Source organism: Proteus sp. STS61-E (assembly GCF_040932335.1).
GTDB classification, from domain to species: domain Bacteria; phylum Pseudomonadota; class Gammaproteobacteria; order Enterobacterales; family Enterobacteriaceae; genus Proteus; species Proteus mirabilis_B.
In genome coordinates this window covers 253,609-275,307 of record NZ_JBFQGE010000002.1, presented here as the reverse complement: position 1 = coordinate 275,307, position 21,699 = coordinate 253,609, and the positions used below count along the sequence as shown (strand labels likewise).

The window sequence follows — 21,699 nt, the reverse complement described above, 5'->3', positions numbered from 1 at the left end:
AAATCAGTCATACCTGCACGGATTAATGTTTGTCACCGCGCAGATGCATTAACCAGTATACCAGACCGACTAGGACTGCCCCGCCAATAATGTTACCGATAGTGACAGGTAATAAATTATTAGAGAGAAAATTTGATACAGTTAAATTTGAAAATTGTTCGGATGATGCACCTACTTTAGTCCAGAATTCTGCTGGTGCAAAATTCTTAATAACAATACCTAAAGGAATAAGGAACATGTTAGCGATACTGTGCTCAAAACCACTAGCAACGAACATACCGATAGGTAAAATCAGTGCAAAAAGCTTGTCAATCAGTGTACGACCTGCATAGCTCATCCATACTGCAAGACAAACCATTAAGTTAGCTAGAATACCTAAACAAACCGCTTCAATAAACGTGTGCTCTAGTTTATGTTGCGCAGTTTGTAAAACATTCAGCCCCCAAAGCCCATTTGCAGCCATATGTTGACCAGCAAACCACATTAAGGCGACAAAAAAGAGTGCGCCAACAAAGTTACCAAGATAGACATTTATCCAGTTAGCAAACATTTTGCCCCAAGATATACGTCCGGTTGCTTTAGGTATAATAGTAAGAACAGTTGAGGTGAATAAGTCCGCGCCACAAACGACAACGAGCATTAACCCCAGAGAGAAGCAGATCCCACCGACTAATTTAGCCAGCCCAAAAGGAACAGATGCGGTACCTGTAGTAGCAGTAATATAAAAAACAAAAGCAATAGATATAAACATTCCCGCAGTAAATGCAGATAAGTAAGTCATTGGGATCTGTTTATTTGCTTTATAACAACATGCGTCATCGGCAACTTTTGCCATATCAGCAGGTGATAATAAATTAAAAGGGCTGTCAGCTTTCATACTAACACTCTCTTATATGTTGGAATAATTATAGCACGCAATAATAGTAGCAAAGGGGCTTACTTCTAAAATTGATATGGATCATGGTCGCTCATTAGAATCCCGTTTTTAGTGCGTAAAAACCCGCTATTTTAGCTATAACTATTTGATTAATAAAATAAAAAAATTTTTTAAAAATTATCAAAAAATTTTAGACTAGCTGGATAAATAAAGTAAAAAGTAAATATAAAGTATTATTTAAACCCCGTATGTTAAGAATTAAAAATCAAATTTAACGCCTTATTTACTTTTGCTATAAATATAAACATTACTTTATTTGTGGTTAATCTTTATTGATTACTCCAGACATATATCCATTATAAAAATAAGGTTTTTTAATTTTTGGGATCTGGTTAAACAAATAGCAATTTAAACTAGAATTAAGTGATATTCTTAGTGCAAAAATTCAATATGTATTTATAGTGTCATATTAAATGCCTTAAATCGTCACTTTTGCCATATTTTGACAATTTTGTCAGGTGGCAAATTTGTCATATTGACAAATCTGTCAATATTTTATTTTTAGCAAAATAAAACACTCTACTTCTCAATAGAGTGTTTCAATTTAAATACGCGCTTATTATTCAATTAAAATTAATTATTATTTAATAAATAACCTTAAACAAAATAGGTTTATTTAGTCGATTGACGTTTTGCTTTCTGTAATTTCTCATAGGCTGCCAGTAACGACTGATGAACAGGTAAATTAGCTAAGTCAGGATCAATAGTTTGTAATCCGTAAAATGCTTGTTTACCTTGCATTGCGTTTAAGGCTGCTTGTAATGTTTTTTCGCCATACATACGAGAAAATGCGTGCATATATTGTGCTGGTTCACGTTCAGTCTCTTGTTGTAATAATAAGAGATTATGTAAACAGCGATAATAGTTTTGACGCTCTGGCGTAAATAAAGAAGCATTAAAATCTTGAGTCCATTCAACCCAAACGAGCGCTTGATCAAGATCGCCACCCGCAAGTGCTAACATTGATTTTAATTCGCCTACACGTAAATGGCTCCATCCATTATCTTTACCCGGAGCAATACCAATCATTTCTCTGATACGTGTAAAGTCGTCTAAGCCATCTTCATCAAACTGACCAATAAGCGAAAGGTACTCTTCTTGAGTGCCTTGGCTTGTTGGTAGCGAAAGAATAGTGTCGCGCCAATGTACACCCATGATGTTATTGGCTAATTGTAAATCTTCAGCAGGATAAATATCTGATAAACCAGGCACTAAAATACGGCAAGCGTAAACACCTAAGTGTGAGTAGTCCATGATATAGACTTCTGCATCGCACTGTTGGCAAAGTGACATTAAGGTGTGGAACTCTTCTTCTGTCGTGCCACTGAAGTTCCAATCAACAAATGTGTAATCGGCATCTTTCTTAAAAAGATCCCAACTAATTAAACCGCTTGAATCAATAAAGTGTGTTTCAAGATTAGTGTGATCACCGACTTCTTCATCATCAAAGCTTGGCGGATTAAAGACATCGAGATCTTTAAGGCTACGGCCTTGTAATAACTCAGTGACAGTACGCTCTAAAGCCACACCAAAATCAGGGTGAGCGCCAAAAGAGGCAAAGCATGTACCATTTTGTGGATTGAATAACACGACACAAATAACAGGGAATTGACCCCCTAAAGATGCGTCAAAGCTAAAGATTGGGAAACCTTCTTGCTCTAATGTTTCAATTGCCTCAATAACAGCAGGATAGCGAGCTAAAACTTCTTTAGGAATTTCAGGTAAGCTAATTCTTTCAGTGATAATGCGATTTTTTACATAACGTTCAAAAACTTCAGACAGTCCTTGAACGCGTGCTTCATTCTTTGTATTCCCTGCTGACATACCATTAGATGCATATAAGTTAGCAATAATGTTTACAGGAATATAAACAGGCTTTTCATCAGACTGACGTATAAATGGTAGTGCGCAAATTCCGCGATCATGATTACTTGATTGTAAATCAACTAACTCACTACCGCATAACTCACCTTCAGGATCATAAAATTCACGTAAGCGTGTATCTAATAAGCCCGCAGGAACAGAATCATCTTCTGTTAGTGGGAACCATTTTTCACTTGGATAGTGAACAAATTCACCTTCTGCAATATCAGCACCTAGCCAGAAATCAGAGAAGAAATAATTGGTCGAAAGACGCTCAAAGTATTCGCCTAATGCGGAAGCTAATGCTGCTTTTTTGCTAGCACCTTTACCGTTAGTAAAACATAAAGGGCAATCTTTATCGCGAATATGAACAGACCAAACGTTAGGAACAGGGTTTAACCATGAAGCTTCTTCAATGTTAAATCCTAAGTCGGTTAATTTTTTCTGAAAGCTAGCGATAGAATCTTCCAGTGCGGCATCTTTGCCAGGAATAAATGTTTGTGACATGGCAGGTTTCATCAATATTTTGCTGGTGATAGTTAGGGGCACATGATACTGAAATCCCCTGTAATGCACTAATAATTTCTCTCATTTACCCAAGGCTAACTATATTTATCACTCATAATTTATTTGATATATGAATTTTTTTAATAAATTCGTTTGATTTATCACGGAATTAATAATTTTAAATCATCATAATTGGATTTATTTATAAACTCATAAGGGATCAGTTCGATGATGAAAAAAACATTGCTCGCCAGCCTGTTAGCTGTAATCAGTGGTTCTGCTTTTGCCTTACCTAATGTCACCATTTTAGCAACAGGTGGCACAATTGCTGGTGGTGGCGATTCAGCAACAACATCAAGCTATACAGCAGGTAAATTAGGCATTGATACATTGATTAATGCAGTACCTGAGGCTAAAAAAGTCGCTAATTTAAAAGGCGAGCAAGTCGTGAATATCGGCTCTCAAGATATGAATGACCAAGTATGGCTTAAGCTGGCTAATAAAATTAATGCAGACTGCGATAAAACAGATGGCTTTGTGATCACTCATGGTACAGATACCATGGAAGAAACAGCCTATTTTCTTGATTTAACCACTGCATGTAAAAAACCTGTCGTTATGGTGGGTGCAATGCGTCCTGCAACAGCATTAGGTGCCGAAGGTCCTTTAAATCTATTTAATGCTGTTGTGATTGCGAGTGATAAAGCCTCTGAAAATCGTGGTGTGTTAGTAACCATGAATAATGCAGTTATCAGTGGTAAAGATGTTGTGAAAATGAACACGACTGAAGTTCAGGCATTCCAGCCTGTTAACGCAGGTGCTCAAGGTTACGTGCATAACGGTAAGGTTCATTATTACACTGCCGCATTACCTCGTGCAGATAAACCTGTATTTGATGTCAGTAAACTAACTGAATTACCAAAAGTTGGTATTGTTTATAACTACTCCAATGCTTCTAATTTACCAGCAAAAGCCTTTATTGATAATGGCTATAAAGGTATTGTCAGCGCGGGTGTTGGTAACGGCAACTTATATACTGATATTTTTGATACCTTAGCCGATGGCGCTAAAAAAGGTGTGGTTATTGTGCGTGCAAGCCGTGTACCAGTAGGCTTTACTACACAAAATGGTGAAGTTGATGATGCAAAATATGGATTTGTTGCATCAGAGCGCTTAAACCCACAAAAAGCGAGAGTGTTATTACAATTATCTTTAACACAAACGCAAGAGCCTGCGAAAATCCAAGAGAATTTCGAAAAGTATTAATTTAAAAGAGTTTGAATAATAACAAGGCCTCATTAATGAGGCTTTGTTATTTGTAAAGAGTGAAATGACTAATTTGTCTTAGCTCGAGAGACAACAACTCTTGCTGTAAAAAAAGCAATTAATGGTGTTATTGCAAAAACAATAAAGAGCCAATGTGCAGCATTTTGAGCACCTATCATGCCACCCGGATCTGTTAACCCTGCCATATTAACCACCGTCCCTGAAATAGAGGCACCAACAGCCGTTGAAAATAATTGGATAGTCGTAATGGATGTCGCTGCTTTTTGAGCTTCTTGCCCTTGAGAGACATGCAATACACGAGTTAAATAATGGGGCCATGCCATACCTATTCCAGCACCTGTAAAAAAGAGGGCTATACAAATAATGATAATTTGCCCATAAGGTATGGTTAAAACATTAGAGATACATAAACCAAGGATCACAATGGCTGAAAAATTAATCATTGGGCCAAAACGCATTAATCTCTGAGCAGTAGATTGTTTACTTGATGAAGACATAATGGCAGAGAAAGACCAACCCGCACCAACTAATGCCGCTAAATAACCCGAAAGTAGAGGAGTAATGTTATGGATAATTTGCAAGAAATAGGGCACAAAGACTTCTGTTTGTACGCTGATCCCTAATAAAGCCATGGTGAGATATATTGGTGCTAATGGTGCAGAAAAAGAAAATGTTCCTTTAGGAAATAAGCCATTATTTGATTTTTTATCAATATTGACTAACAGTAAAATAAAGATCAAAGCAAATATAAAGGATAAGGCGTTATATAAAATAACGTTATAAAGACTACCAATAGAAATAGATAATACAGCGAGCATTAATAAAATAAGCTGTTGATAAGGTAACGGCGCTTTGGCGACAATATTATCAGCATTATTTTCGGTAGGAAGAATAGTAAATAATAAAATAGCGTAAGGAATGCCTACAAATAAAATAGACCAAAATGCGCCACGCCAAACATCATATTCAGCAAATATTCCACCCAGTGCGGGACCTAATAATGTCGATATTCCCCACATACTAGACATTAACGCCATGGCTCTGGACCAAAGTGGTTGAGGAAACATGACTCGAACTAAAGAGTAAGCAAGTGCCAGCAACATTCCTCCACCAGCGCCTTGAATAAATCGCCCTAAAAGCAATATCTGCATTGAGGGTGCTGTTGCACAAATAATAGAGCCAGCTAAAAAGCAAATGGTGGCAAAAAGATAACTATTGCGAGGTGCAAATGCACTCAGTAATCGTGAAGTTAATGCAGAAGAAAGAATTGAAGCCAGAATAAAAACAGTGGTGTTCCATGCATATAAATTAAGCCCACCAATATCACGTACAATTGAAGGTAGCGTTGTGATCGTAATATAGACATTAATTGCGTGTAATGCGACGCCTCCTGCTAAAGCGAGCGATTTTAGACTATTTTTTCCATGAAGAAGCATTCCCCAGCTCGCTTCTTCTTTTTTATTTACACTCCCCGACATAAAACACTCCTAACCATTATTTTTACGCGCTGCATATTATGCGTTAGTTCACAATAATCATTGCGCCAATTTAACGGGAATGATACAACCGATAAAGGTCATTTTGTAAAAACATATTCAGATAGGGTGAATTTGAATGAGTCAGGTATATAACTTTAGTGCAGGTCCGGCTATGTTACCGGCAGAAGTCCTTCGTCGTGCAGAATTAGAATTATGCAACTGGCATGAACTTGGGCGTTCGGTTATGGAAATTAGCCACCGCAGTAAAGAGTTTCTTGAAGTTGCTCGTCAGGCAGAGCAAGATCTTCGTGATCTTCTTAATGTGCCAGAAAACTACAAAATTCTTTTTTGCCACGGTGGTGCTCGAGGTCATTTTGCTGCTTTACCTCTCAATTTATTAGGCGATAAAGCAAGCGCTGATTATATTGATGGTGGTTATTGGGCTAAAAGTGCAGCCGAAGAAGCTGAAAAATATTGTTCGCCAAATATCATTAAAATTAAAACAGAAGTTGATGGCAAAATTGGTGTTAAACCAATGAAAGAGTGGCAATTAAGCGCTGATGCAGCTTATGTGCATTATTGCCCAAATGAAACCATTGATGGTATTGCCATTCATGAAGAGCCTGATTTTGATGACAGCAAAATTGTTATTGCTGACTATTCATCTTCTATTTTATCTCAACCGATAGATGTTAGCCGTTTTGGTGTTATCTATGCGGGTGCACAAAAGAATATTGGTCCTGCGGGTTTAACTATTGTCATTATTCGTGAAGATCTATTAGGTAAAGCACGCAAAGAAACACCTTCAGTATTTGATTACACAGTGCTTGCTGAAAATGATTCTATGTTTAATACACCACCTACTTTTGCTTGGTATTTATCAGGTATGGTCTTTAAGTGGCTGAAAGAGCAAGGTGGTTTGCAAGAGATGGCAAAACGTAACTATGAAAAAGCAGCACTTCTTTATAGTGCAATTGATAATAGTGATTTTTATATCAATCGTATTGCCACAGAGAATCGTTCACTAATGAATGTGCCTTTCCAAATGTCTTCTCCTGAACTGGATTCAGTATTCTTAAAAGAGGCGGAAGCACAAGGTTTAGTCGCATTAAAAGGTCACCGTGTATCAGGTGGTATGCGTGCTTCAATTTATAACGCAATGCCATTGGAAGGTGTTCAAGCATTAGTCGACTTTATGGCTGATTTTGAACGACGCCATGCGTAATAAATAAAATCTAGAATAAGAAAGCCTGCTTAAAATACAGGTTTTCTTATTATTCAATCTTTAAGATGTTAATAATTAAAATTGAGTTACCAAGTACAGAATTAATAAATAAAAATATAAGTACCTAAATAATTTTATATTTAATTAAATGGCATCCCCGCTTAAATTACTTGTTTATTGGAGTTTTTACCTGTTTATGGAATCGTTAACATTACAACCTATCGCTCATATCGAAGGTGTTATTAATTTACCAGGATCAAAAAGTGTCTCTAACCGTGCGTTGTTATTAGCGGCTTTAGCCAAAGGTAAAACTCGTCTAACCAACTTATTAGATAGTGATGATATTCGCCATATGCTTAATGCATTAAAAGCCTTAGGTGTGCAATATCAATTATCAAATAACAATACGGTATGTGATATTGAAGGACTAGGTGGCGAATTTAAAACAAATTCCTCGTTAGAACTCTTCTTAGGTAACGCAGGTACAGCAATGAGACCATTGGCGGCCGCATTAAATCTCGGTCAGCATGATATTATTCTTACTGGCGAACCTCGTATGAAAGAGCGTCCAATTGGGCATTTAGTTGACGCTTTACGTCAAGGTGGCGCAAAAATTGACTACCTTGAACAGACTGATTATCCACCAATTCGCTTACGTGGTGGTTTTTTAGGTGGCAATGTTGAGGTTGATGGTAGTGTTTCTAGCCAGTTTTTGACTGCTTTATTAATGATGGCACCTTTAGCAGAGCAAGATACGATCATCACCATTAAAGGTGAATTAGTATCAAAACCTTATATTGATATTACCTTAGCGTTAATTAATACCTTTGGTGGGAAAATTGAAAACCAAGACTACCAGCGCTTTGTTATAAAAGGTGGCCAGCAATATCAATCACCAGAAAAGTACCTTGTAGAAGGCGATGCTTCATCTGCTTCTTACTTTTTAGCTGCGGCTGCCATTAAAGGTGGCACTGTACGAGTTACAGGTATTGGCAAAAACAGCTTACAAGGGGATATTCATTTTGCTTCTGTGCTTGAAAAAATGGGCGCAAAAGTACGCTGGGGTGAGGACTATATTGAGTGTGAGCGTGGAACGTTAAAAGGCATTGATATGGATATGAATACTATCCCTGATGCAGCAATGACCATTGCTACCACAGCACTTTTTGCTGAAGGGGAGACCGTTATTCGCAATATTTATAACTGGCGCGTAAAAGAAACTGACCGATTAGCGGCAATGGCTGCCGAGTTACAAAAAGTGGGTGCTATTGTTGAAGAAGGGCACGACTACCTAAAAGTAACACCACCAAAACAGTTAACCACTGCGGATATTGAAACGTATAACGATCATCGTATTGCGATGTGCTTTTCGCTGGTGGCGCTTTCTGATACACCAATTACTATTCTTGATCCAGGATGTACCGCAAAAACCTTCCCTGATTATTTCGAGAAATTAGAAACACTTTCTCAACGTAATAATTAATATGAAAATCATTAATTAAAATGAGTCAAAATTAAATCAGTTAAATCGGCAGTATTGGGCTTTTTGAAGAACAATACTGCCGGTTTTTTATTATAATTAGGCTAATTTTTTCTCAAAAACATCCATCTCGAAAAAATAATCTTAAATAAGACTCTTTAGTGCTTAACTGCTTGTTTCTTCCTATACATTGTATGCGTATAATGACGCGCATATATTAATACTGTTTTTCTCTGTTTGAATACTATGCCTATTATATCAATGTAATAAGAGCAACAAACACAGAAATGCAGTGCCCACGAAAAGGAGAAACTCATGGCGGTTATCGTCCCTGTTATAACTGTTGATGGGCCTAGCGGAGCAGGTAAAGGAACATTATGCCAAGCATTAGCGAAAGCATTTGGCTGGCATTTACTCGATTCTGGCGCTATTTATCGTGTATTGGCATTAGCAGCTTTACATCATCATGTAGATATCACCTCCGAAGATGCTTTAGTACCTTTGGCGGCAAATTTGGATGTGCGTTTTATTCCTAATGAGAATGGCTTAAATGTCATTCTTGAAGGTGAAGATGTTTCAACTGAAATTCGAACAGAAACAGTTGGGAATACGGCATCACAAGCTGCAACTTTTCCTCGAGTAAGAGAAGCATTATTACGTCGTCAACGCGCATTTCGTACAGCACCGGGCTTAATTGCTGATGGTCGAGATATGGGCACAATTGTTTTTCCTGACGCTCAAGTGAAAATATTTTTAGAAGCGAGTGCAGAAGAGCGCGCGCGTCGTCGCATGTTACAGTTGCAGGAAAAGGGCTTTAATGTTAACTTTGAGCGCCTTTTATCCGAGATAAAAGAACGCGATTACCGTGACCGGAATCGCGCTGTTGCGCCACTTGTTGCGGCGAAAGATGCATTAATTCTCGATTCTACAAGCTTGTCTATTGACGAAGTCATTGAAAAATCGTTGACTTATGCTAAAAAAAATCTGCAATTATCAGCGTAATTAATTTTTATTTCGTTTATACTAGGTAATTATCAAAATCGGGTTGACGTGTTAATGAAAACACAACAATGCCCGATGACCTTGTCACAAAGGATGTAACGAGGTATGTGAAACAACCCCATTCGGCCGGATGCTAAATGGACGTTAATTAAATTTACTTGAAGATCATTAACATGACAGAATCTTTTGCTCAACTCTTTGAAGAATCCCTAAAAACAATCGAAACTCGTCCTGGCGCTATCGTTCGCGGCGTTGTAGTTGCTATCGATAAAGACGTTGTTCTGGTTGATGCAGGTCTGAAATCAGAATCTGCTATTCCTGTAGAACAATTCAAAAACGCTCAAGGCGAATTAGAAATCCAAGTGGGCGACGAAATTGATGTTGCTCTGGACGCGGTTGAAGATGGCTTCGGTGAAACCGTTCTGTCTCGTGAGAAAGCTAAACGTCACGAAGCGTGGCTGATGCTGGAAAAAGCTTACGAAGAAAACGAAACTGTTGTTGGTATCATCAACGGTAAAGTTAAAGGTGGTTTCACTGTTGAACTGAACGGCATTCGTGCGTTCTTACCAGGTTCACTGGTAGACGTTCGCCCAGTTCGCGATACAACTCATCTGGAAAACAAAGAGCTTGAGTTCAAAGTCATCAAATTAGACCAAAAACGTAACAACGTTGTTGTGTCTCGTCGTGCGGTTATCGAATCTGAAAACAGCGCAGAACGCGATCAGTTATTAGAAAACCTGCAAGAAGGCATGGAAGTTAAAGGTATCGTTAAGAACCTTACTGACTACGGTGCATTCGTTGATCTGGGCGGTGTTGACGGCTTACTGCACATCACTGACATGGCTTGGAAACGTGTTAAACACCCAAGCGAAATTGTCAATGTTGGCGACGAAATCACTGTTAAAGTCCTGAAATTCGACCGTGAACGCACTCGCGTATCATTAGGTCTGAAACAACTGGGCGAAGATCCATGGGTAGCTATCGCTAAACGTTATCCAGAAGGTACTAAACTGACTGGTCGTGTAACTAACCTGACTGATTACGGCTGCTTCGTAGAAATCGAAGAAGGCGTTGAAGGTCTGGTACACGTTTCTGAAATGGATTGGACTAACAAAAACATTCACCCATCTAAAGTTGTTAACGTTGGTGATGTTGTTGAAGTTATGGTTCTTGACATCGATGAAGAACGTCGCCGTATTTCACTGGGTCTGAAACAGTGCAAATCTAACCCATGGCAGCAGTTCGCAGAAACTCACAACAAGAACGACCGTGTTGAAGGTAAAATCAAGTCTATCACTGACTTCGGTATCTTCATCGGTTTAGACGGCGGTATCGACGGTCTGGTTCATTTATCTGACATTTCTTGGAATGTTGCAGGTGAAGAAGCAGTTCGTGAATACAAAAAAGGCGACGAAATCGCTGCTGTAGTTCTGCAAGTTGATGCTGAACGTGAACGTATCTCACTGGGCGTTAAACAATTATCAGAAGATCCATTCAATAATTACCTGTCTGCTCACAAAAAAGGTGCTATTGTTTCTGGTAAAGTAACTGCTGTTGACGCTAAAGGCGCAACTGTAGAATTAGCTGACGGTGTTGAAGGTTACCTGCGTGCTTCAGAAGCTTCACGTGACCGCGTTGAAGATGCAACTCTGGTTCTGAATGTTGGCGAAGCTGTAGAAGCTAAATACACTGGCGTTGACCGTAAAAACCGCGTTATCAACTTATCTGTTCGTGCTAAGGACGAAGCAGACGAGAAAGACGCTATCGCTTCTGTAAACAACAAAGAAGAAGTTGGTTTTTCAAACAACGCTATGGCTGAAGCTTTCAAAGCAGCTAAAGGCGAATAATTTAAGTTATTAACGGAAGGCAACGTTAATCGTTGCCTATTTATCGGTAGTTTAGGGAGGTAATATGACCAAGTCTGAGTTAATCGAGAGACTTGCAGGCCTACAATCTCATCTTTCGGCTAAGACGGTTGAAGAAGCTGTAAAAGAAATGCTTGATCATATGGCTGATACTTTAGCTGATGGTGAGCGTATCGAAGTCCGCGGATTCGGCAGTTTTTCTCTACACTACCGTGCGCCGCGTACGGGTCGTAACCCGAAAACTGGTGATAAAGTAGATCTGGAAGGTAAATACGTTCCACACTTTAAGCCAGGTAAAGAGTTACGTGACCGTGTAAATATTTATACGGAATAATAACTCCTGTCGAAATGGCACGATGTTAGTTAACTTTCTCAAAAACGGTACTTAGGTGCCGTTTTTTTATTACCTATTATTATCACTTATTATCATTTTTAGTTTATTTTTCTGCTCCCTAATTTTTTCAATCTTCAATCTTCAATCTTCAATCCCAATTCTGGATTGAACGATTCGTTCTATTAATTTTATCTCACTAGCCCCTTTCTTTTTTATTACTTTATTCTGCTTTGATTTTAATTTCTCTATTTAATTACCTATATCACTTAGTTGTTTTGCTTTTTACGAGTTTCTTCTCAAAACTTATTGTATGTAACAAGAGATCTTTTTCTTTTTATAAAGCATCACTAAAAAACGACCTAAAAGCCTATCTTTAGCTAAATAATAACATCATGATATTTAAAGAATGATTGTTGGAAAGGATGCTAGAAATGATTTTATTGAATCGAATGATAGAATTTTTTGAGTTAAAGATGGTATCAATAAAACATAGGTGCTTTCATTCAGCTTATTTTCAAAGGCTCTATTTCACAAAGTTAACTTTAGATAATATTGCTTTGGCAATGATATTAGGTTGCTTACCTTTATTAGTTCAACATACCCTTTTAGTCGGACTATTTATTCTATTATTATTCTTGTTGCACTATTTCTAGTGTTTATTCCTTTTTGTTCACTTCGCTTTTCAGCGATATTTCTGTTTTTTTGGGTTTATTCAAATATGGTTGCGTCATCGTTAATGACGAGAACAGAGCAGTTTGCTGATAATATGGCAACATTTGAAACCAAGGTTATGGAGTATCGCCAATTAATAGATGGTAATATTATTATCAAAATACCAATTACGAAGAAGACACGCTTTTCATCATCTGTTTATGCAAACGTGTATTGGCGAAATCCGCCTAAAAATATAGCTGTGGGACAATATTGGAAGTTTAAAATTCAATTTAGAGCTGTACATAGTTATTTAAATGAAGGTGGGTTTGATAGCCAAAAATATGCCGTTTCTATGAAGGAAACATTAACGGGTAAGGTGATGACAGCCAAGTTTATCCGAGATGATATATCACTACGTACTCAACTTATTCAGACAATCTCAGCTCATTGGCAAACTGCAAAAAATAAAGGTGAAATTATTGCTTTAGTCTTAGGTGATAAGCGATATCTCGAACCTGAGAAAAAAGATCTCTATATGAAAACAGGGGTTGCACATTTAATTGTGATATCGGGTTTACATATAGGTTTAGCTGCCTTTTTTGGTTGGGTTATTGCAAGAGGCATTCAATTTTTTTTCCCTATCAGATGGATTAATCCAAGATTTCCATTAGTTATAGCTTGGCTATGTGGTGTTTTCTATGCTGCGTTATCAGGTTGGGGAATACCAGCAATAAGAGCCGTTATTGGATTAACAGTTTGGGTGATTTTACATTGGGGGAGTCGATTATTTTTACCTTGGCAATGGGCACTGTGGAGTGCTGCACTTATTCTTATTGTTGAGCCTCTTTCTATACTTTCAGCCAGTTTTTGGCTTTCATTTTCTGCTGTATTTGCCATTATCTTTTGGTATTGGATGTACCCATTAAAAGCTAAATATAACCATCAAAAACGGTGGTTTATTTTAAGGTTGGTACATTTACAATTTGGTTTATTAATTATTTTATTACCATTTCAATTATATTTATTTAATGGCGCTAATTTTTTTAGTTTTATCGTTAACTTATGGGCAATTCCTATTATTTCTTTTATTACCGTGCCATTAATAATGCTCGGATTATTGACATTCTTTCTCTCATTTTTACAACCAATAATTTGGCACTGGGTTGATCTTTCTATTAACCTTGCTTTTGGCTGTGCTTCCTTATTTTTACCATATTGGCAAAATAGTGGTGCCATTCCTTTATTATTAGGATTTTTGGGGATTGGAATTATTTTAATTATAAAAATGTCATGGTGGCGTCATCATTTTATTTGTATTGTGGTTATTGGTGCTATTTTATATTGTGAATTCGTCGTCTCTTCACGTTATCAATGGCGAATATCTATGTTAGATGTTGGACATGGCTTGGCGGTTATTCTTGAAAAAGAAGGGGAGGCGATTATTTATGACACGGGAATGCGTTGGAAAAATGGAGGTTCGATTGCAAAGAGTGTCATCATTCCTTATTTAAGGCATCATCGACTCACGCCAGTTGCATTGATCATTAGTCATGATCATCTTGATCATACAGGGGGAATGGAAGATTTAATAAAAACTTATCCTAATTTAAGTATTCGTAGTAGTTTTGACGATCCTTCGCATTTACCTTGCTTAAGTGATAAATCATGGCAGTGGAAAGGTCTGCAATTTGATGCATTGTGGCCGCAGAATAAATTAAGCTCTCCGAAAAACAATCAATCCTGTGTGATCAATGTTAGTGATGGGAAAAACAATATTCTACTAACTGGAGATATAGAAAAAGAAGCTGAAGCTCAATTAGTAAGAGTAAAAAAAGAACAACTAAAAGCAGATGTTTTACAAGTTCCTCATCATGGTAGTCAAACATCATCCACATTGATGTTTATTCAAGCAGTATCACCAAAATTTGCACTTGTTTCTGCTGCTCGTTATAGCCCTTGGCGTTTGCCTTCTGATAAAGTACATCATCGTTATAAAAAAGAAGCTATTAATTGGCTAACAACCTCTATTAGTGGGCAAATTTCTATCGAGTTTAATCAAGATAATATTGATGTATTTACCTATAGGCGAGATATTTTGCCTCGTTGGTATCATCAGTGGTTTGGTGTTTTGACGTTTCCCGAGTAGAATGACCGGCTAATTATTAAAAGTTTGGTAATATATATGAATGATATAGATCTATCAACGTGGCAAACATTCCGCCGCCTATGGCCAATGATCCGGCTTTTCAAAGCGGGTTTGATCACTGCTGCAATTGCATTAATCATCAATGCGGGCGTGGATGCATTTATGATTTCTTTATTAAAACCACTTCTTGATGAAGGTTTTGGTAAAGCCAGTAATGACGTATTAAAATGGATGCCTTTTGCCGTTATTGGACTGATAGCTCTGCGTGGTATATCTAACTTTATTTCAAGTTACTGTCTTTCTTGGGTCTCTGGGAAAGTTGTAATGAATATGCGTCGCCGACTGTTTTCTCATATTATGGGAATGCCGGTGAGCTTTTTTGATCAGCAATCAACAGGGACTTTACTCTCTCGTATCACATACGATTCAGAACAAGTTGCTTCTTCATCATCAGGTGCATTAATTACCGTTGTACGTGAAGGTGCTTATATCATCGGACTATTTTGTTTGATGTTTTATTATAGCTGGCAATTATCCCTGATCCTTATCGTTATCGCACCTATTGTTGCTGTTGTTATTCGTATAGTATCGACTCGTTTTAGAACGATCAGTAAACGTATCCAAAATAGCATGGGACAAGTGACAACTAGCGCAGAACAAATGCTAAAAGGGCATAAAGAAGTTCTGATTTTTAATGGCCAAGAAGTTGAAAATAAACGCTTTAACCATGTAAGCAATCATATTCGCCGTCAAGGTATGCGTATGGTTGTCGCATCATCAATTTCAGATCCTATTATTCAGATAATCGCTTCTCTTGCATTAGCATTTGTCCTGTATGCAGCAAGTTTCCCTGAGATAATGGATACATTAACAGCAGGTACAATTACTGTTGTCTTCTCCTCAATGGTTGCATTAATGCGTCCATTGAAATCACTGACTAATGTGAATGCTCAATTCCAGCGCGGTATGGCTGCTTGTCAGACTCTTTTTGCTATCCTCGATATGGAGCAAGAAAAAGACACTGGTAAGCTTGAACTGAAAAAACCAACTGGCGATATTGAGTTTCGTAATGTGACTTTCCAATATGTTACAAAAGATACACCAGCACTGAAAAATATGTCATTTACTATTCCAGCGGGTAAAACTGTTGCATTAGTTGGACGCTCAGGCTCTGGTAAGTCTACGATTGCAAACTTGATCACACGTTTTTATGACATTAATGAAGGCGAAATATTAATTAATGGTCATGATATTCGTGAATACACATTGAAATCTTTGCGTAATCAAGTCGCGTTGGTTTCTCAAAATGTGCATCTTTTTAATGAAACCGTGGCAAACAATATCGTCTACGCATGTGAAGATTTGTATACCCGCGAAGATATTGAAAAAGCAGCGAAGATGGCACATGCGATGGATTTTATCCAAAAAATGGATAAAGGCTTAGATACTGAAATTGGTGAAAATGGTGTGTTACTTTCAGGTGGACAACGTCAGCGCATTGCAATTGCAAGAGCGTTATTACGAGATTCACCGATCCTTATTCTTGATGAAGCAACATCAGCGCTAGATACAGAATCAGAGCGCGCTATCCAGTCAGCACTTGATGAATTACAGAAAAACAGAACCTCTTTAGTGATTGCTCACCGTTTATCAACTATTGAAAAAGCAGATGAAATATTAGTTATTGAAGACGGTGAAATTGTTGAACGTGGCGCACACCTTGATTTGATTGAGAAACAAGGTATTTATGCACAACTTCACAGGATGCAATTTGGCAAATGATTGAACGGGTTTGGTCTGGTAAATCTTGGTTTTATATCCTATTACTTCCATTTTCATGGTTGTATGGTGCGATCACACTGTTAAGGCGTTTTGCATATCAGAAAGGATGGTTAGCATCATGGAAAGCGCCTGTTCCTGTTGTGATTGTTGGCAATTTAACTGCTGGCGGGAATGGTAAAACGCCTGTTGTGATATGGCTTGTTGAGCAATTAATACAGCAGGGATTTAAACCAGGTGTTGTCTCTCGTGGTTACGGCGGGAAATCAGACCATTATCCATTACTTTTGACATCCGATACGACACCTGCCATGGCAGGTGATGAACCTGTGTTGATTTATCATCGAACAGGTGCTCCCGTTGCGGTTGCACCTAATCGACGAGATGCAGTAAAAGCGCTATTAGCTCAACATGAGCTTGATGTGATCATCACTGATGATGGTTTGCAGCATTACGCATTACAGCGTGATTATGAAATTGTTGTCATTGATGGTCAGCGCCGATTCGGCAATGGTTGGTGGTTACCAGCAGGCCCTATGCGAGAGCGTGCAGGGCGCTTAGATTCTGTGGATGCAATTATCGTTAATGGTGGAATAAGCCAGAATAATGAGATTGGCATGGCGCTGGAAGGTGATACTGCAGTTAATCTTAAAACAGGAGAGAAAAAACCAGTTCAGCAAATTAAAAAGGCTGTTGCTATCGCTGGAATTGGTCATCCTCCTCGGTTTTTTAACTCTTTACATGAAAAAGGGATAGAGTTAATCACAACAAAAGCATTTAGTGATCATAGTGATTATAGTGCTCAAGAATTACAGGATTTAACACCTGACTTAGAGCCCCTTATTATGACAGAAAAGGATGCTGTGAAATGTCAGCATTTTGCACAAGATAATTGGTGGTATTTGCCTGTTAGCGCTGAATTAAATAGTCAATCTGTGCTAAAACAAGTCAGCAATTTAATTTACGGCTCGAAAAAAACTTGTATCTGATCTGAAACAATGATATTTATAGTGGAAATCAGGATAGCGTTACATAAAAGATTACCTACCTACAGTCGCATATCGCTTTTGTCGTAGTTCAATTTAATTCGCCACTACTCTATCTACTCAAAAGCCTTGTGTGGAGAGTTTGTGGATCTTGAATGTAGGGTTAATATTTTGTGCAGTGAATAGCGTCGGCTTTTGTGCACAACGGATGATAAAAACCATTTTTGATGGTGACTAATTATCTCTATATTCGGTTATCTTTTTTATCAGTGCGCAATAAATATCAGAATGTCATCTTTTTGTCATATTGATACTGTAAATATTTATTGAGCTTTATGATATTTATTAAGTTTGGCTATCACGATTTTGAACATTTTTATTGAATAATAAAATGCACTACTTAAATTAATGTGTTCAGAATTTAATTGGGGTTTTATATAAGAAGACTTAATAAAAAGTAGGATGCATTTGTATAGAAAAATCAAACTATACAAAGAACAAAAGGAGTTTATCTATCATGACATTACAATTAAGAATGGGTCGCGTAAAATGGTTCGACAATAACAAGGGTTATGGTCTTATTGTTGCAAGAGATATTGAACAAGAAGTTTATGTCAATAAAAAAGCGATTGCCAATACAAAAAATAAAGCATTAACAGAAGGTCAAGACGTTGAGTTTTCTGTTATCAGAACAGCAGCAGGTTTAGAAGCCGCTGATGTTATCGGATTTTAAATAAGGCTTAGCCTTGTTAAAGATGTAGATAAAACGATAGTTTAGCATTAAGATTAAATTATCGTTTATGCCTATTTTGAGGTAGGTAAGCCACAATAGTTTACCACCAAGTCGAATAAGTAATATAAAAGAGTCGTTTCGTTAATTAGAATGCAATAAAGATAATAAAAAGGTTAAATTATTATCAATAAAAGCTGAATGTAATTCTTTATTAATGATGTTGCAGACTCAACGATAAAAAGCCACATTAATGTGGCTTTTTTGTTGCTTATAGTAAAAGAGAAAATAATAAATTTATTAATAACTAAAATAATTTTCGAATTATCACTAAACGAGAGGTTTTGAGTATTAACGCTGATCATTCCTTATGATATCCTTTTGCCATATAAAATGATTAACCCTTGAGAGGGACAAAATGGATCACCGCTTACTCGAAATTATTGCTTGCCCAGTTTGCCACGGCAAACTTATCTTTGATAAAGAAAATTCAGAGCTTATCTGCAAAATTGATCATTTAGCTTATCCTGTTCGTGACAATATCCCCGTTCTTCTGGAGAATGAAGCAAGAGAATTATCACTAGAAGAGGAAAAGTAACTTCATGTTCACGGTCATTATCCCTGGTCGATATGCATCGACCCGTTTACCGGGTAAACCCCTCGCGGATATTCATGGCAAACCTATGATTGTTCGTGTAATGGAACAGGCTATGCGCTCTGGTGCAAACCGTGTCATTGTTGCAACTGATAATTTAGATGTTGTTGCAGCTGTTGAAAAAGCGGGCGGAGAAGCCTGTATGACTCGCGAAGATCACCATTCGGGTACAGAGCGTTTAGCGGAAGTCATTGAAAAATACAAATTTGCGGATGATGAGATAATCGTTAACGTACAAGGTGATGAGCCTCTTATTCCACCTGCGATTATTACTCAAGTAGCCGAAAATTTGGCGAGTTGTGGTGCAGGAATGGCAACATTAGCAGTGCCTATTGTTGACTCAAAAGAAGCTTTTAACCCTAATGCGGTGAAAGTCGTGATGGATGCAAAAGGTTTCGCACTTTATTTTTCTCGTGCAACCATTCCTTGGGAAAGAGACCGTTTTAATTTATCACATGATGAAATTGGTGAACATTATCTTCGCCATATTGGCATTTATGCTTATCGTGCAGGTTTTATACGTCGATATATTACTTGGGAGCCAAGCCCATTAGAATCTATTGAAATGTTAGAGCAACTGCGGGTGCTGTGGTATGGCGAAAAAATCCATGTTGCAAAAGCATTAGAAGTTCCGGGTGTGGGTGTAGATACTCAAGATGATCTTATTGCAGCCAGAGCTGCATATCGAGCACTTAACCAAGAGTTCTGATTTGTTAACAGTGACAAATAAATTCTAACGGCACTTAAATTAAGTGCCGTTTTTGTATCAGTCAGCAAAAATATTTCTAATTATTGGTTTTCTTCTTTATCAGACTGATGACTTTCATTTTCAGGAATAGTGGCGGGTTGTCCGGCAGGTTTTACTGATTGCCACACCGACCCCAAAAACTCATACCATGCACGTTCACTGTGTTGAAAATAAGTCGCAGAGGGAAAATATTTCTCCCAAGGATGTAATGGTGAAGAGATAGCCAGTTGGTTAGCTGGTGCAACGATAGGTTTCATGCCTCGGGCTAAAAAGAAACGTTCCGCACGTGCTAAATGATTGGCAGACGTTACAAGTAAAAATGGTTTCTTACCAATTAATTTATCAACTTCATAGGCTTCTTCTTCAGTATCTTTTGGTGTTGATAATGCGATAGTTCTCTCGGCAGGTACACCCAAAGATTGCGCCACCTGAGCCGCTACCTCTGCACTACTTATCTGATTAACACCAGCACCACCTGTAAAAATCATTATCGCATTAGGATTGCGATAATAAAGCCTTACACCTTCAGCAACACGAAATAAACTATTGTTAAGAAGATTAGAACTGGGTGCCCAATCTGGGTTATAAGTAAAACCACCACCTAAAACAACAATGTAGTTCACATCTTGTTGCGAATTTTCTCGTAATTCATAACGAGCTTGATACTCTTTTTCACTTGGCATTAATAGTGTATCAGCAACAGGTTGTATGCCTAAAATAGTTAGCAGAACAAGCACAACAGTGAGTAGGCTTTTTCCTGTTTTTTGCCAACGAGTAAACCAAAGTAGTGCTAATGCAAAAAAGGCGATTAATAAGAGCAAAGGCAAGGGCATCAGAAAGCCTGCAACATATTTTTTGAGCAAAAACAGCATAAATCATCCTAGATTGAGTGAAATACATGCAATTGATAGCGAAAGCTTAGTGAAAACTAGGGGAATTCCAAGACATTGTGTCAAAATAGCTCATCAACAACGTTTCACTAAGTTTTTATCAATAGAAATAAAGAACCGTTTAATTATTTATAAAACGATAAACGTTTGAACGTTAATTTTTTCATTAATAAGCGTTATATTTATACTGCGCTTTGCGAATAATCTGATTCATGACTTATTTCTTTAGAGAAAACAGTCAGTATCATAGAACACTGGTAAAATTGCCGTCTTTATTTATGTACAGTGTCTCATATTTTTGAATTTATCAGAACGCAAAGAGCGCAAGTAGTAAGTTGTTATCATGAGGCGTTTTAATGTCAGATCGTAATTTTGACGATATTGCAGATAAATTCTCCCGCAATATCTATGGCACAACAAAGGGTAAAATACGTCAAGCAGTGATTTGGGAAGATTTACAACAATTATTGACCCTCTTACCTAACCGGAGTTTGCGTATTTTAGATGCAGGTGGGGGTGAAGGTTATTTCTCTCGTCAGCTTGCTAAATTAGGACACCAAATTATCTTATGTGATTTATCACAAGAGATGCTTAATCGTGCACAAGAGGCTGCGGTTGAAGAGGGTGTTGTCGAGAACATGACGTTTATTTGTTGTGCAGCTCAAGAGATCAAAGAGCATATAGATGAAAGGGTTGACTTAATTCTATTTCATGCAGTATTGGAATGGATCACGGATCAGAAAGACGCTGTAAATGTTCTTACCGATATGTTGTTACCTAATGGTATCTTATCGCTAATGTTTTACAACGCGAATGGCATTGTCATGAGAAATGCGATTTTAGGAAATTTTCATCTAGCAAATCCTGAGATCCCTCGTAGAAGAAAAAAATCGCTATCACCTCAAAACCCATTGCAACCAGAAGATGTCTATCAATGGTTAGATGAGTTTTCAATGACAATATTAGGAAAAACGGGTGTCCGCGTTTTCCATGATTATTTGCAAAGTCGTCAGTTACAAAATAAAGATTTTCCATCGTTGCTTGCATTAGAGCAACGATATTGTCGGCAAGAGCCCTATATCAGTCTGGGGCGTTACATTCATGTCATGGCACAAAAGCGTGTAAATTAAGGA

At 37.6% G+C, this 21,699-nt stretch carries 17 protein-coding genes; 13 read left to right on the top strand and 4 right to left on the bottom strand.

From position 1 onward, the window contains the following. Positions 1 to 22: 22 nt before the first annotated feature. Positions 23 to 877, bottom strand: coding sequence for a formate transporter FocA (gene focA, locus AB4J89_RS07095; protein ID WP_075673549.1), 855 nt, complete (start codon positions 875 to 877; stop codon positions 23 to 25). A gap of 672 nt (positions 878 to 1,549) precedes the next feature. Then, positions 1,550 to 3,307 (bottom strand): 30S ribosomal protein S12 methylthiotransferase accessory factor YcaO, encoded by a 1,758-nt coding sequence (gene ycaO, locus AB4J89_RS07090; protein WP_088493298.1) that lies wholly within the window; start codon positions 3,305 to 3,307, stop codon positions 1,550 to 1,552. Positions 3,308 to 3,535: 228 nt separating this feature from the next. Between ycaO and ansB the strand changes: the two genes are divergently transcribed. Then, on the top strand, positions 3,536 to 4,573 hold the full coding sequence (ansB, locus tag AB4J89_RS07085; protein WP_368468714.1) for an L-asparaginase 2: 1,038 nt from the start codon (positions 3,536 to 3,538) through the stop codon (positions 4,571 to 4,573). A 68-nt stretch (positions 4,574 to 4,641) separates the two neighbouring features. Here ansB and AB4J89_RS07080 read toward each other — a convergent pair whose 3' ends face one another. Beyond that, positions 4,642 to 6,072, bottom strand: a complete 1,431-nt coding sequence (locus AB4J89_RS07080) for an MFS transporter (RefSeq protein ID WP_368468712.1) — start codon at positions 6,070 to 6,072, stop codon at positions 4,642 to 4,644. A 136-nt stretch (positions 6,073 to 6,208) separates the two neighbouring features. On the opposite strand from AB4J89_RS07080, the gene serC reads away from it, so the two are divergent. From serC to kdsB, 11 genes are all read left to right on the top strand, one after another. After that, positions 6,209 to 7,297 carry a 3-phosphoserine/phosphohydroxythreonine transaminase gene (serC, locus tag AB4J89_RS07075; RefSeq protein WP_088493295.1) on the top strand — a complete coding sequence of 363 codons (1,089 nt, stop codon included), beginning with the start codon at positions 6,209 to 6,211 and terminating at the stop codon, positions 7,295 to 7,297. A 196-nt stretch (positions 7,298 to 7,493) separates the two neighbouring features. Continuing rightward, positions 7,494 to 8,780 (top strand): 3-phosphoshikimate 1-carboxyvinyltransferase, encoded by a 1,287-nt coding sequence (gene aroA, locus AB4J89_RS07070; protein ID WP_368468710.1) that lies wholly within the window; start codon positions 7,494 to 7,496, stop codon positions 8,778 to 8,780. A 312-nt stretch (positions 8,781 to 9,092) separates the two neighbouring features. Continuing rightward, entirely contained in the window at positions 9,093 to 9,779 is a 687-nt protein-coding gene (cmk, locus tag AB4J89_RS07065) for a (d)CMP kinase (RefSeq protein ID WP_100159572.1), read from the top strand. A gap of 173 nt (positions 9,780 to 9,952) precedes the next feature. Beyond that, on the top strand, positions 9,953 to 11,626 hold the full coding sequence (gene rpsA / locus AB4J89_RS07060; RefSeq protein ID WP_006537421.1) for a 30S ribosomal protein S1: 1,674 nt from the start codon (positions 9,953 to 9,955) through the stop codon (positions 11,624 to 11,626). Between the two features lie 64 nt (positions 11,627 to 11,690). Continuing rightward, on the top strand, positions 11,691 to 11,978 hold the full coding sequence (gene ihfB / locus AB4J89_RS07055; protein ID WP_006537420.1) for an integration host factor subunit beta: 288 nt from the start codon (positions 11,691 to 11,693) through the stop codon (positions 11,976 to 11,978). Positions 11,979 to 12,630: 652 nt separating this feature from the next. After that, complete coding sequence (locus AB4J89_RS07050) at positions 12,631 to 14,778, top strand: DNA internalization-related competence protein ComEC/Rec2 (protein WP_368468878.1); 2,148 nt, start codon at positions 12,631 to 12,633, stop codon at positions 14,776 to 14,778. Between the two features lie 36 nt (positions 14,779 to 14,814). Beyond that, positions 14,815 to 16,560 carry a lipid A ABC transporter ATP-binding protein/permease MsbA gene (msbA, locus tag AB4J89_RS07045; RefSeq protein WP_088493292.1) on the top strand — a complete coding sequence of 582 codons (1,746 nt, stop codon included), beginning with the start codon at positions 14,815 to 14,817 and terminating at the stop codon, positions 16,558 to 16,560. Then, a complete protein-coding gene (gene lpxK, locus AB4J89_RS07040) occupies positions 16,557 to 17,546 on the top strand; it encodes a tetraacyldisaccharide 4'-kinase (protein ID WP_088493291.1) in 990 nt (329 codons plus the stop codon). Before msbA ends, lpxK begins: the two co-directional genes overlap by 4 nt. 514 nt (positions 17,547 to 18,060) lie before the next feature. After that, entirely contained in the window at positions 18,061 to 18,276 is a 216-nt protein-coding gene (locus AB4J89_RS07035; RefSeq protein ID WP_023581324.1) for a cold-shock protein, read from the top strand. A gap of 415 nt (positions 18,277 to 18,691) precedes the next feature. Continuing rightward, entirely contained in the window at positions 18,692 to 18,871 is a 180-nt protein-coding gene (locus AB4J89_RS07030; RefSeq protein WP_004244593.1) for a Trm112 family protein, read from the top strand. A gap of 4 nt (positions 18,872 to 18,875) precedes the next feature. After that, positions 18,876 to 19,637 carry a 3-deoxy-manno-octulosonate cytidylyltransferase gene (kdsB, locus tag AB4J89_RS07025; RefSeq protein ID WP_088493290.1) on the top strand — a complete coding sequence of 254 codons (762 nt, stop codon included), beginning with the start codon at positions 18,876 to 18,878 and terminating at the stop codon, positions 19,635 to 19,637. A gap of 80 nt (positions 19,638 to 19,717) precedes the next feature. On the opposite strand, the gene elyC is transcribed toward kdsB, so the two are convergent. Beyond that, the gene (elyC, locus tag AB4J89_RS07020; protein WP_194952151.1) at positions 19,718 to 20,548 is read right to left on the bottom strand and encodes an envelope biogenesis factor ElyC; all 831 of its coding nucleotides are present in this window, start codon (positions 20,546 to 20,548) and stop codon (positions 19,718 to 19,720) included. A gap of 374 nt (positions 20,549 to 20,922) precedes the next feature. Here elyC and cmoM point away from each other — a divergent pair, with 374 nt between their 5' ends. Then, positions 20,923 to 21,696: a tRNA uridine 5-oxyacetic acid(34) methyltransferase CmoM gene (gene cmoM, locus AB4J89_RS07015; RefSeq protein ID WP_088493288.1), complete on the top strand. Its 774-nt coding sequence runs from the start codon at positions 20,923 to 20,925 to the stop codon at positions 21,694 to 21,696. Positions 21,697 to 21,699: the final 3 nt, after the last annotated feature.